Below are 12,176 nucleotides of genomic sequence, written 5' to 3' on the forward strand. Positions count from 1 at the left end.
TTTTAAGATGGTTAAATTTTAGACGTTTTTTCCTGTGGTTACTAAATTTGAACGGAACGATAAGAGTAGAGCATGATGTTTTTTTCCTAGCCATCTGTTTTTAAGGATTAAAATGATATTGAGGTTCTGGTTCCTATGATATGGCGGAGGTGCTAGATTTTGTGAGGAGGTTTAAGGACATGGGTGTTTGGTCATTGGATCTGGTCCGTGCTTATTTTCTTCGATAAAAATTTGACCAACATCAGATGAACACACACATCGTAGTCAACTAAGTCAGTTGCTACCGGGGGTAAAGCTCTCGCTAAAATTTTGCCACGATACGAGAGCTTGCCAGAACCTCTCAACTTCCGCTTTTGGCACTCAGCAGACGATCATATCCAAGAATCCTCTAACGAACACATCTCATAATAGAACTCTGGAAAAATCCATTTTTCTAAATTATTTCAGATAGATATTATTCACAAGCCTCCTCCCGCATCCTCATTGGATTGCGGGATTTTTTATTTTTAACACTGTGATTGGGTATAAGTCACTGGGTCATTACTGGCTTCGTTTCCTCATGCAGTTCTGTCTGCTCGAATAAAGTCATCACGCCTGTCGTTCCGAATCCAGTGCCATCCTTACCACCTTTAATTAAAGAGATTTGCTATGGAGAAACAACTGACTCTGTTTACGCCGGAACTGCCGTTACCGGCACTACGCACTATTAAACGAGCTCTGAGTCTTCTTGACCAACACCTACGCGAACCGGGTGTGGCATTCACCTCCACACAAGCCGCTCGCGACTGGCTCAGGCTGAAAATGGGAACCCTTGAGCGTGAAGAATTTGTCGTGCTGTACCTCAATAATCAGAACCAGCTGCTTGCTCACGAAGCGCTGTTCACCGGCACCATCAGTCACACTGAAGTTCATCCTCGCGAGGTGGTAAAACGCGCTCTGTACTTTAACGCAGCGGCGGTGATATTCGCCCATAACCACCCATCCGGGGAGGTGAATCCAAGCCAGGCAGACAAGGCCATTACCCAGCGACTGGTACAGGCGTTGATGCTGGTGGAAATTCGCGTGCCCGACCACCTGATTATCGGTGGCAGGCAGATATTCTCATTTGCCGAGCATGGTCTTCTTTAACAGGAATAAAATAATGAATAAAGGCGCTACCCAAACCTGGGGTCTTAAACGAGATATCACACAGTGTTTTGGAGCACGGCTGGTGCAGGAAGGTCATCGTCTGCATTTTCTGTCGGACCGGGCAGGATTCAACGGTTCGTTCAGTGAGATGCAGGCCCGAGATCTGGATGAAGCTTTTCCGCATTTTGTCGCACATATGGAATTGATGCTGCTCTCCGGTGAGTTGAATCCCCGGTGCGCGCACTGCGTCACGCTGTACCGTAACGGGCTGACCTGTGAAGCCGATACGCTGGGCAGTTATGGGTATGTATATATCGCAATTTATCCCTCAAATCTGGTTAAAGCCTGATTTTTAACATCATCCCTGCATCGTAATCCTTCAAACATTTTCTTCCTTTATTGAGAGACTCAACACATGCAAATCTCAACTGTACCGGCCACGTTGCCGGTTTCGTCACGCCTGTCACCTGTGCAGGTCTGGCAGCAACTTTTAACGTATCTACTGGAGCAGCATTACGGCCTGACACTCAACGACACGCCATTCCATGAGGACGCGGCCATTCAGGAACATATCGAAGCGGGAATAACACTGGCTGATGCGGTGAATTTCCTGGTGGAACGCTATGAACTGGTACGCACTGACCGTAAGGGGTTCACCTGGCATGAGCAAACACCTTTTCTTACCGTGACCGATATTCTCAGAGCCAGACGAGCTACCGGGTTGATGAATACGTAAATTCTTCGAGCCTCATTCCTGATTTTTACCTCTGCACTTTCCTCTCTTTTTATTCATCGCATAATGCGCCTGCCAATTCCGGCAGGTGTGTTTGCTTTTACGGACGATTAACGATGCAAACAGAACCCGACGTGTTAACAGATCACAACGAACTTATCCTTTCGACCAATATCGAACGTGTGGTCACTGGCCGAGATACCGCACTGAAACAGATAGAACAACTCATTCAGCAGCTTGATTCGATTTCACGGCTAACCTCAGAAATTGGCGGTGGCACAGCGCAAGACTGGGCGATGAAGGCCGGGCACCGTTACGATAGCTGGATGACCGAAAAGTTAGATAAAGCGCTGCCTGCCGTCACCCGCAATATTGACCGTAGTATCTGGCGAGACTTGATGTTGAAGTCTGGCATGATGGCCTTGATGGATGCTCAGGCCCGTGACCAGTGGCATAAGAACCTGGAGGAGGGCGATCTTCCAGCCATCAGCGAGGCGAATATCCTCAGTACTTTTGAGCAGCTACACCAGAGCAAAGCAGAGGTGTTTGAGCGTGGCGTTATCAACGTGTTTAAGGGGCTGAGTTGGGATTATAAGTCCAACTTGCCCTGTAAGTTCGGAAAGAAGATCATTGTTGATGGCCTGGTACAATATGACCGTTGGGGATTTCATTTCCGTCATGGGCGCAGACGTGAGCAGTTAGCGGATTTAGAACGTATGCTGAATCTTCTGGATGGTAAACCCGTCCCGGAGAATCGCAACGATCTTTCTGTCAGATTCGATGATCACATCAGCAAACAGCCTTCCTCGGTGTTCGAAGATGAGTACGTTGAGATACGGTACTTCCAGAAGGGGACAGGACATATCACTTTCAAACGTCCGGATCTGATCGAAAAGATGAATGACATCATCGCTAAGTACTATCCGGGAATGCTGGCTAAGCCACACTAATGTTGATTGGCGTTGAGAAAATTTACTTACACCAGCCGTTACATAAATTCTTAAGGCGTGGAATTTTCATTGAGGGGGTTTGTGTAACGCATTGATTTTAATGGTACGCCCTACAGGGTTCGAACCTGTGACCTACGGCTTAGAAGGCCGTTGCTCTATCCAACTGAGCTAAGGGCGCATTGAAATGCGGATTGCGGCAACCGAGGTTGCGGGGTTGGATTATACGGTCAGAGGTTATCGAGTCAATGCCTTTTCTTTATGTGGCGGTAGCCACGGTGCTTTATGGCGGTTTTTCGCACAATAAAACCTGATTATTGAGAATAACGCCATGATCTGCCAGCTTTAATTTTCAGCTTCTACGCGATAACCACCGGATTTTTCTGCTCTTATCGCAAGAATAAATGGTATTGGCCCGTCACTGACCGATGGCTTTAAGATTGAACCACCACAGACAAAAAAACGCTGCGGATCACCCGGTTGATGTAAAAATGCCTGAACCGCCGCGCAATCGTGTGCCTATTCTCTGTATAACCTCCATTCAAAACCTGACAGCGCGCCTCTCTTCTGACAAAATAGCGCCATTCCCCGCTTTTCTTAAATGATGGATTTCCTCACTGATGTCAGCAAAGATTATTGATGGTAAAACGATTGCGCAGCAGGTTAGAAACGAAGTGGCTGAGCAAGTAAAACAACGCCTGGCAGCGGGCAAACGTGCACCGGGCCTGGCCGTGGTGCTGGTTGGTGAGAATCCGGCTTCACAGATTTATGTCGGCAGCAAACGCAAAGCTTGTGAAGAAGTGGGCTTTATCTCGCGCTCTTACGATCTGCCAGCCTCCACCACCGAGCCGGAACTGCTCGCCCTGATCGATAAGCTGAACACCGATTCAGAGATTGACGGCATTCTGGTGCAGCTACCGTTGCCTGCAGGCATTGATAATGTAAAAGTGCTGGAACGCATCCATCCGGATAAAGACGTAGATGGCTTCCACCCTTACAACGTTGGCCGCCTGTGTCAGCGTGCGCCTAAACTGCGCCCTTGTACCCCGCGCGGCATCGTCACCATGCTGGAACGCTATAACATTGAAACCTATGGCTTAAACGCCGTGGTGGTTGGCGCTTCCAACATCGTTGGCCGCCCGATGAGCATGGAGCTTCTGCTCGCCGGATGCACCACTACCGTGACGCACCGCTTCACCAGGAACCTGCGTCACCATGTCGAAAATGCCGATTTGCTGATCGTCGCCGTGGGCAAACCGGGCTTTATTCCTGGCGATTGGATCAAACCCGGTGCGATCGTGATCGATGTCGGTATCAACCGCCTGGAAAGTGGTAAAGTGGTCGGCGACGTAGATTTCGAAGCCGCCAGCCAACGTGCGGCCTACATTACTCCTGTTCCGGGTGGCGTTGGTCCAATGACCGTTGCTACACTGATCCAAAATACCTTGCAGGCCTGCGAGGAATATCACGACGTTCAACCTAAATAAGTTAAGGCAGTATGGAAATTTTTAATCTGGAAAATCACCCTCACGTCGAGCTATGCGATCTGCTGAAGTTTCAGGGCTGGTGTGAGAGCGGTGGCGGCGCCAAAGAAGTGATCGCCCAAGGGCTGGTGAAAGTTAACGGTCAGGTAGAAACGCGCAAGCGCTGCAAGATCGTCGATGGCCAAAAAGTCACCTACAAAGGCATGAACGTCACGGTTAAGGCCTGACCGTTCAAACGCCATAAAAAAATGCCGGGCTGGTTATGTATGCTGCCCGGCATTTTTGATCTTCAGAATGTTTAATGCTCTAAAGCGACATAACAAACATGATCTATACCGCGTAATACACCGTACAGTTCATGCAAGGTCGTCCGTTTCCTTACGGTTAGCTTTAGATTCACTTCTATTTTATTTTTCTTGATGTCGCGTATCGTCATCGCATCAATGAGGTTTCTCTGCTGGTTGAGCCTGGCCATCAGCGACGGCAGCCCTTCCTTCTCATCAATGATCAGCCGTACTTTGACTTTTCCCAGGTGTTGGTGCCTTGATTGCAGCAGGACAATATAAGGGCTGAGTTTTATCGCCAGTAAAAACAACGCCGTCGCCAGTAACGCGTGCAGATAGAAACTGGCTCCACAGGCTATGCCAACCCCCGCCGATGCCCAAACGATGGCTGCGGTCGTCAGGCCTGAAATCGCATCGTCATGACGGTGTAAAATCACGCCAGCCCCTAAAAATCCGACCCCACTGATAATCTGTGCAGCCAGGCGCATAGGGTCGCTGCGAATATTGGCAGATATCTCGGCGTAATATTCTGCAGACTGAATAGACACCACCGTTAATACACAGCTGGCAACGGCAATGATGACGCAGGTTTTGAAGCCAACCGGCTTTCCTTTGGATTCCCGTTCCAGGCCAATTACACCTCCCAGAACAAACGCTGCGATTATCTTGGCTACCGTCGCCAGATGGAGCGGCCCCAGCCCGCCCAGCACCGATAACATGCTATCCATGTTTTATCCCTCTCCAACGGCAACTCTTCATCCCAGATTATTGCTTGGCAGGTTTCAGTTCTGCCGGCGTTTGCTGTTTGGACAGATCGTCTTTGAAGAAAATAAAGAAGAACAATGAGACAACGGCCGCGATGATTGCCGAGAACAACCAGAAGTTTTCCCATTGTGGCAAGGCCTGCGGCCCCTGCTCCGTCACCGTGTTATTAAAGATTTGCCCGCAAATAGTTGAAGCGAAAAGCAGGCCAAAACCATTGGAGACGATGAAACGCAGGCTTTGTGCCTGGGCCTTGATTTCTGGCCGCGCCTTGCGGTCAACATAGATATCGCCAACCGTAAAGAAGAAGTCCCAGCAGAATCCTTGCAGCATCAGGCCGATTAAAACAAACATCATGTTGGCGTCGATAGCCGCCTGGGAGAAGAGCATCGAACGGATGATCCAGCACACCGCGCCCATCATCAGGGTGACTTTGAAGCCTGCTTTCAGCAGGAAAAATGACAACAGGAACATAAAGATCACTTCACAAGCGATCCCTACCTGCATCATCGAGGCGGCGTTATCAAAACCGAGCGCCTTCAGAAATACCGGAATATAGGCGGAATAGGCCGTTTTGGGGATCATCAATACAAAGATGCTCAACATCAGAATCGAGAAGTTGCGATCTTTGAACAAGGCCAACGCATCAAGGCACAGCAAATCACGCAGGGCAAATGCGTTGCCTTTGGCCTTTGGCGGCGTATTTGGCAGAGTAAAGCAATACAGGCCTAAGACCACACCGGCAGCGGAAGCAATATACCAGGTCATGGTATCGCCGGAGAACCCCATCTGCCCGATGATAAAACCTATCGCCATAAAACCGAAGGTGCCGAATACGCGGATCACCGGGAAATACTTCACCCCGTTGATATGGCTGAAACTGATGCTGTTTGCCAGCGCGGTTGTCGGGTAGAACAACAACCCGACCAGGAAGATCATCGCCAGCGTCATGGTGGTGTCATGGGCTTCGATAAACTGTGGTACGCACAGGATCACCCCGGCATTAATCAGGTGCAGGATCCCCATCACTTTCTGCGAAGCAAAGAAGCGGTCTGCCACCATGCCGATAAACAGCGGTGAAAGTATCGTCGCCAACCCCAGCAACGCATAAGAAGAACCGATAATGGTCGCCATGCCGTAAGTGCTCAGCACCAGGCCCATGGTCATATTCCAGGCGCCCTGCATAAAATACTGCACAAACATCATAATCAGCAGGCGAGGTGTTTTGTTGAAATCCATGAGTTCCTCCCCTACATGAGGTTAATGGTCAGGCCGTCATACGCGACGGTGATGTTTTTATCGCTACAGGCAGCCACCAGCTCCTGGTGCAGCAATTTACCGCTGTGAGAAACGTGGGAAACCACCGTTTGGCTGCCAGAATGCAGACATTCCATCGCGCGCAATTTCTCCTGCGCCGCGAACACGGTTTCCAGGCTCATATGGTTGTCGGTACGGTCATCACCATTAAAACCGTAGGTGCATTCCAACACCACCAGATCCAATACCTTCCCCTGTAACCACTGCCAGGTGAGCTCTGGGAACCAACCAGAATCGTGGCCATAGAAAATCGTTTTCCCGTCTTTTTCGATCACATACACGTAGCACAACTCCCATTTGGCATGGTTGGCCAGCAGCGGTGTGATCTTGTAGCCGTGGCTTTCAACGGTGACAAAAGGCACCAGACAGTGGAAAGCAAAACGCTGTTTGCTGTAGCCCGGCAATACCGCAGCACAGCCGTTAATGGCACGGTCATTGCCAAATATTTCCAGCGGATGGTCGATATTGAATCCGTAACCTTCCATCCGGCTAAACAGCTCGCCAACGTTGAAATGGTCGGGATGAGTATGGGTAAATAGCAGATCGGTAAACCCGGTCGCATCCAGCCCATCACGCAGCAGCTGCTGGCTAAACTCCGGAGCCACATCAATCAGCATCACATCATCAATAATCGCGGATGAGTGGGTACGTAGGTCTTTCCCTTTAAGGAAACGGGCCTGTTGGCAGTGCTCACACCGGCAAAACGGATTGGGGATCCCTTCAGAGGCTGCCGATCCCAGAAAATGTAGTTTCATTTTTTATCCTTTTTATTCAATCAATTACTGATTTTTCGCTGCAAAACTCTCAGATGATCCGATTCACACCAATCATTTTGGAACGTGTCAATAATATAAGTGAGAATAAAAATTGGACAACACTCACAATTCACATTGGTGACAGCCTTCAAACTATTTCAATTAAATACATAAATATCAATAAATTAAATATTAGTTAAGAAAATTAATCCTAAAATAGAGGATTAGCCATAGGAAGCGGCATGACATGATAAAAAGTATAAATAACCAGCAACTATAAATGGAACGATCCAATATTTAGCATTCTCAAAAAATCGAGATAGCGATGTCCCCATGCCGGTGTTAGCATCAAAACAGGCTGGTCAACGTGACGAGAAAAATGGCGACTATCAAGGATATAGCAAAGCTGGCGGGCGTATCACACGGCACAGTTTCCAACGTGTTGAATGGGCGCGGCAATGTCAGCGTGGAAAAAATTGAAGCGGTCAAACAGGCAGCCCAGCAAATGGGTTATCAGATCAACGCTCAGGCGCAATCTCTGCGCACCAGCAAAAGCAGCGGCGTTGCGCTGATCCTGCCCAACGTCAATGCCGAGCAATATCATCAACTCTATCGTGGGCTCCAGCAGTCGTTACAGGCTGGCGATCTGGATCTGTACATTACCCACGATCTCCCCTCTGCTGAAATGGATATCCTGCAAACACTGGCGGCAAAATCCTACCAAAGCGTGGTGACCGTTTCTTGCCTTGCCGACAGCGAAAGCTATTACCAGACCCTGCGATTACCCCCAGAACAAATCCTGTTTGTCTATCGCCACCCTGAACAGGCACAGACCAGGTTCAGCTTGGATTTTTCCCTGGCGGCTCAGGCAATTGCCGCAGAGCTAGCCCGTGATAAACCGCAGCATGTCGGCGTGCTTTGCGAACCTCTCGCTTATTCCCACAGCCACAGCTTTGTCGACGCGTTGAAAAGCACTCTGGCGCAGTTAAGCCCATCGACACAGTTAACGATTATTCCGTCACCGGCCAGTGAATGCCACACCGCCGCTTTTGCTTTTTTTGATGGGCAACCGCCGCAAATACTGGTGGCCCAGGACAGCGAAAAATGCCGTTGCCTGACCCAGGCAGCCTATCTGGGTAGCGCAGAACCCTGCCCACCCATCTGGCAATTGAGTGACAACGAACCTGCCGTTGTGCCCAATCAACATAGCTATCAGATGGATTACGCCCGATTGGGGCTGCAGATAGCCCGCTATCTAGAGAGTTCAGAACCACAGCCAGGAGAGCAGGTTCTCGCCAACCGGGGGTTCGCTCTGGATGTTAAGCCTGTGCCGCGGGCGCCCGATCGGGGGAGACACTGAACATGTTAATCCTGCCAAGCCCTTCAACCGATGCGCTGAAGAAACTGTTACCGCATTTTTACCGCCAGACCGGTATCAAGGTTAACCTTGCCGTTTATCCCTATGACGAAGTGTTTGAGATCCTCTCGAATCTGCATCTGCACCCGTATTACGATTTGCTGCGTATCGATATGGCCTGCTTCCCCTGGTTTGCAGAAAAGACCCTGACACCGCTGGCAGAAATAGCCCCCGAGTTACCTGATTTGTTGGCTAACTTCTCCGCCGAGATTGGCCATCACTTCAGCCAGCTCGACGAGCAAGCCTATGCATTGCCGTTTGATGCCAGCACACAACTGCTGTTCTACCGCCGCGATCTGTTTGAAGACCCAACCATCAGACGCATGTTTTATGAAAAGACCGGCAAAGAGCTAAAGATCCCGACCAGTTTCGCAGAGTTTGATGCCATTACCGCCTTTTTCACAGCCATTCATCAGCCTGGCAATCCACAACGACCTGTGGGTTCCTCCACGACCCTCGGCAGCTCGGGGTTAATTGCTACCGAATATCTGCTGCGCTATTACGCGCTCGGGGGGCGGTTGGTACATAGTGATCAACCGGTGCAACTGGTAACCAGCCTGGCCATTACCGCCCTGCAGCAATACCTGCAGCAGCTTTCCGTTACGACTAACCTGAACAGTGAATGGTGGAATGCTTCGGTCGCCCAATTTGAACAAGGGCAACTGGCGATGCTGATTATGTATATGAACCTGTTCAATGACGTCGCGCACAGCCCCTTATCACCGGCTATCGGCTACGCGCCCGTGCCGGGCAACATGCCGCAAATGGGGGGCGGATCGCTTGGGATGTCGCGTTTCAGCAATAAGAAAGCCCAGGTTACACAATTTTTCCGTTGGTTATATTCAGCAGAAATTACCGAGCATCTGGTATTGCTTGGCGGCAACAGTGCTCATCGCTGCATCTATCAAAACCAGCGCATTCTGCATCTTTACCCCTGGTTCAATTTACTGCGGGATAACCCCAGCACCGGCATCCGTGAATCGCGGGGGTTACAGGGGGAATTGTTCAATCTTCGTCATGCGGAAATCATTATCGGCCAGGGCGTGACTAACGTGGTGAACAAGATGATGACACCAGAGCAGGCTATTGATTATATCAACCAGCGCTTGCTGACCGAGGCCGGTTCTTAAGGCACAAAAAAACCGGGTGACAAAGAGCAACCCGGTTTCCTTAACTTAATAAGCTATTAAATTATTTACGGCGCCAGCTGGTCCCTTGCGGGCCATCTTCCAGCACGATATTCATCTCGTTCAAACGGTCACGGGCCGCATCTGCCAACGCCCAGTTTTTGGCAATACGGGCATCGTTGCGCTGCTTGATCAACGCTTCAATCTCTGCCGCTTCGGCATCATCCGTTTGCGCCCCGCTTTGCAGGAACTGTTCAGGCTCTTGCTGCAGCAGACCCAGCACCTTGGCCAGCTTGCGCAGTTCTGCCGCCAACCCGTTGGCTGCCGCCCTATCTTCGCTCTTCAGGCGGTTCACTTCACGCGCCAGATCGAACAACGCCGAATAGGCCTCTGGGGTGTTGAAGTCATCGTCCATCGCTTCGCGGAAACGGGCAACAAACGCGTCCCCACCGGCGGGCTGTGCTTGGGCATCGGTGCCACGCAGCGCGGTATATAAACGCTCCAGCGAGGCCCGCGCCTGCTTCAGGTTCTCTTCGCTGTAGTTCAGTTGGCTGCGGTAGTGGCCAGACATCAGGAAATAACGCACGGTTTCTGCGTCGTAATAACCGAGCACATCGCGGATGGTAAAGAAGTTGTTCAACGATTTGGACATCTTCTCTTTGTCGATCATCACCATACCGGAGTGCATCCAGTAGTTGACGTACGGGCCATCGTGCGCACAGCTGGACTGGGCAATTTCGTTTTCGTGGTGCGGGAACATCAGATCCGAGCCGCCGCCGTGAATATCGAAATGGGTGCCAAGCTGTTTGCAGTTCATCGCTGAACATTCAATATGCCAGCCAGGGCGGCCAGGGCCCCATGGAGATCCCCAGCTTGGCTCATCCGGTTTGGACATCTTCCACAGCACAAAGTCCATCGGGTTTCGTTTCACGTCGTCGACTTCCACGCGCGCACCGGCTTGCAGCTGATCCAGATCCTGGCGTGAAAGCAGGCCATACTCTGGGTCGCTGTCGATAGAGAACATCACGTCGCCATTGCTGGCAACATAAGCATGTTCACGCTCAAGCAGGCGTTGGGTGATCTCAATGATCTCAGTGATATGGTGCGTGGCACGCGGTTCCAGATCCGGGCGTTCAATCAACAGCGCGTCAAAATCCGCATGCATCTCTGCCAGCATACGCGTGGTCAGTTGATCGCAGGTTTCGCCGTTCTCTGCTGCGCGGCGGATAATTTTGTCATCCACGTCGGTCACGTTGCGCACATAGTTCAGCGAATAACCGAGATAACGCAGGTAGCGCGCCACCACGTCGAAAGCAACAAAGGTACGCCCGTGGCCGATATGACACAGATCGTAAATGGTTACCCCGCACACGTACATGCCAACTTTACCGGCATGAATAGGTTTGAATTCCTCTTTTTGACGACTCAGGGTATTAAAGATCTTTAGCATCGGGACATTCCGTGGTGTGCGTGATAACAAAAATTTTGCGGTTAATTTAGCGTATTGAAACCCGAAGGCTGTTCTATTGCAAGGTCAAGGCCAAGGATTACCCGTTTCACTGGCAAAAAACTGCCTGAAATCAGAGTTCATCCCGTCAGCGGACGGGTACGGCAACCGGTTATGGCAGCGCTGCTGACTGAATAATTGAGATATGTTATAAAGGCGGTCTGATTGCTCACACTGCCCTTATGTGACATCTCACTTCATCTTGCTAGGACTAAAACTATGGTTACTTTCCACACTAATCACGGCGACATCGTTATCAATACTTTTGCTGATAAAGCGCCGATTACCGTTGAAAACTTCCTGAACTACTGCCGCGAAGGCTTCTACGACAACACCATCTTCCACCGTGTTATCAATGGTTTTATGGTGCAGGGCGGTGGTTTTGAACCTGGTATGCGTCAGAAAGACACCAAAGCAACCATCAAAAACGAAGCCAACAACGGCCTGAAAAACACCCGTGGCACGCTGGCAATGGCTCGTACCAACGACCCACACTCTGCCACTGCCCAGTTCTTCATTAACGTGGTTGATAACGACTTCCTGAACTTCCGTGGTGAAAACGCTCAGGGCTGGGGCTACTGCGTATTCGCAGAAGTGGCTGAGGGTATGGACGTGGTTGAAAAAATCAAAGCGGTTAAAACAGGCCGCAGCGGCATGCACCAGGATGTTCCGGTTGAAGACGTGGTGATCAACAGCGTAACCGTCAGCGAGTAAT

General features: G+C 50.4%; 11 protein-coding genes, 1 tRNA gene and 1 pseudogene. 8 read left to right on the forward strand and 5 right to left on the reverse strand.

What is annotated here, in order from left to right:
• The first annotated feature begins 648 nt into the window (after positions 1–648).
• From radC to ACQ86O_RS25470, 4 genes are all read left to right on the forward strand, one after another.
• Positions 649–1,128 (forward strand): RadC family protein, encoded by a 480-nt coding sequence (gene radC, locus ACQ86O_RS25455; RefSeq protein ID WP_431223378.1) that lies wholly within the window; start codon positions 649–651, stop codon positions 1,126–1,128.
• A gap of 13 nt (positions 1,129–1,141) precedes the next feature.
• Entirely contained in the window at positions 1,142–1,477 is a 336-nt protein-coding gene (locus tag ACQ86O_RS25460) for a type IV toxin-antitoxin system YeeU family antitoxin (RefSeq protein WP_431223379.1), read from the forward strand.
• A 66-nt stretch (positions 1,478–1,543) separates the two neighbouring features.
• The gene (locus ACQ86O_RS25465) at positions 1,544–1,864 is read left to right on the forward strand and encodes a TA system toxin CbtA family protein (protein ID WP_431223380.1); all 321 of its coding nucleotides are present in this window, start codon (positions 1,544–1,546) and stop codon (positions 1,862–1,864) included.
• Between the two features lie 113 nt (positions 1,865–1,977).
• The gene (locus ACQ86O_RS25470) at positions 1,978–2,811 is read left to right on the forward strand and encodes a DUF4942 domain-containing protein (protein ID WP_431223381.1); all 834 of its coding nucleotides are present in this window, start codon (positions 1,978–1,980) and stop codon (positions 2,809–2,811) included.
• A gap of 101 nt (positions 2,812–2,912) precedes the next feature.
• Here the strand turns inward: ACQ86O_RS25470 and ACQ86O_RS25475 are convergent.
• Positions 2,913–2,989 (reverse strand) — tRNA-Arg (locus tag ACQ86O_RS25475).
• A 439-nt stretch (positions 2,990–3,428) separates the two neighbouring features.
• Here ACQ86O_RS25475 and folD point away from each other — a divergent pair.
• Together folD and ybcJ are read left to right on the forward strand one after the other, a co-directional pair.
• Positions 3,429–4,295: a bifunctional methylenetetrahydrofolate dehydrogenase/methenyltetrahydrofolate cyclohydrolase FolD gene (folD, locus tag ACQ86O_RS25480; protein ID WP_431223382.1), complete on the forward strand. Its 867-nt coding sequence runs from the start codon at positions 3,429–3,431 to the stop codon at positions 4,293–4,295.
• Positions 4,296–4,306: 11 nt separating this feature from the next.
• Entirely contained in the window at positions 4,307–4,519 is a 213-nt protein-coding gene (gene ybcJ / locus ACQ86O_RS25485; protein ID WP_431223383.1) for a ribosome-associated protein YbcJ, read from the forward strand.
• Between the two features lie 71 nt (positions 4,520–4,590).
• Here ybcJ and ACQ86O_RS25490 read toward each other — a convergent pair whose 3' ends face one another.
• The 3 genes from ACQ86O_RS25490 to ACQ86O_RS25500 are packed head-to-tail and all read right to left on the reverse strand — an operon-like array spanning position 4,591 to position 7,410.
• A complete protein-coding gene (locus ACQ86O_RS25490) occupies positions 4,591–5,304 on the reverse strand; it encodes an MgtC/SapB family protein (RefSeq protein WP_431223384.1) in 714 nt (237 codons plus the stop codon).
• Positions 5,305–5,341: 37 nt separating this feature from the next.
• Positions 5,342–6,577, reverse strand: coding sequence for an MFS transporter (locus ACQ86O_RS25495; protein ID WP_431223385.1), 1,236 nt, complete (start codon positions 6,575–6,577; stop codon positions 5,342–5,344).
• Between the two features lie 11 nt (positions 6,578–6,588).
• Positions 6,589–7,410, reverse strand: a complete 822-nt coding sequence (locus ACQ86O_RS25500) for an MBL fold metallo-hydrolase (RefSeq protein ID WP_431223386.1) — start codon at positions 7,408–7,410, stop codon at positions 6,589–6,591.
• A 379-nt stretch (positions 7,411–7,789) separates the two neighbouring features.
• Between ACQ86O_RS25500 and ACQ86O_RS25505 the strand changes: the two are divergent.
• Positions 7,790–9,957 (forward strand): annotated as a pseudogene (locus ACQ86O_RS25505) (extracellular solute-binding protein).
• Positions 9,958–10,018: 61 nt separating this feature from the next.
• On the opposite strand, the gene cysS reads toward ACQ86O_RS25505, so the two are convergent.
• The gene (cysS, locus tag ACQ86O_RS25510; RefSeq protein ID WP_431223387.1) at positions 10,019–11,404 is read right to left on the reverse strand and encodes a cysteine--tRNA ligase; all 1,386 of its coding nucleotides are present in this window, start codon (positions 11,402–11,404) and stop codon (positions 10,019–10,021) included.
• 276 nt (positions 11,405–11,680) lie between these two features.
• Here cysS and ppiB point away from each other — a divergent pair, with 276 nt between their 5' ends.
• Complete coding sequence (gene ppiB / locus ACQ86O_RS25515; RefSeq protein WP_431223388.1) at positions 11,681–12,175, forward strand: peptidylprolyl isomerase B; 495 nt, start codon at positions 11,681–11,683, stop codon at positions 12,173–12,175.
• Position 12,176: the final 1 nt, after the last annotated feature.

Source organism: Serratia sp. L9 (genome assembly GCF_050632285.1).
Lineage (GTDB): Bacteria > Pseudomonadota > Gammaproteobacteria > Enterobacterales > Enterobacteriaceae > Chania.

What these genes read in the sequence shown, in the direction of transcription:
- radC (WP_431223378.1), top strand. Translation starts at nt 649, where the DNA reads ATGGAGAAACAACTGACTCTGTTTACGCCGGAACTGCCGTTACCGGCA.
- ACQ86O_RS25460 (WP_431223379.1), top strand. Translation starts at nt 1,142, where the DNA reads ATGAATAAAGGCGCTACCCAAACCTGGGGTCTTAAACGAGATATCACA.
- ACQ86O_RS25465 (WP_431223380.1), top strand. Translation starts at nt 1,544, where the DNA reads ATGCAAATCTCAACTGTACCGGCCACGTTGCCGGTTTCGTCACGCCTG.
- ACQ86O_RS25470 (WP_431223381.1), top strand. Translation starts at nt 1,978, where the DNA reads ATGCAAACAGAACCCGACGTGTTAACAGATCACAACGAACTTATCCTT.
- folD (WP_431223382.1), top strand. Translation starts at nt 3,429, where the DNA reads ATGTCAGCAAAGATTATTGATGGTAAAACGATTGCGCAGCAGGTTAGA.
- ybcJ (WP_431223383.1), top strand. Translation starts at nt 4,307, where the DNA reads ATGGAAATTTTTAATCTGGAAAATCACCCTCACGTCGAGCTATGCGAT.
- ACQ86O_RS25490 (WP_431223384.1), bottom strand. Translation starts at nt 5,304, where the DNA reads ATGGATAGCATGTTATCGGTGCTGGGCGGGCTGGGGCCGCTCCATCTG.
- ACQ86O_RS25495 (WP_431223385.1), bottom strand. Translation starts at nt 6,577, where the DNA reads ATGGATTTCAACAAAACACCTCGCCTGCTGATTATGATGTTTGTGCAG.
- ACQ86O_RS25500 (WP_431223386.1), bottom strand. Translation starts at nt 7,410, where the DNA reads ATGAAACTACATTTTCTGGGATCGGCAGCCTCTGAAGGGATCCCCAAT.
- cysS (WP_431223387.1), bottom strand. Translation starts at nt 11,404, where the DNA reads ATGCTAAAGATCTTTAATACCCTGAGTCGTCAAAAAGAGGAATTCAAA.
- ppiB (WP_431223388.1), top strand. Translation starts at nt 11,681, where the DNA reads ATGGTTACTTTCCACACTAATCACGGCGACATCGTTATCAATACTTTT.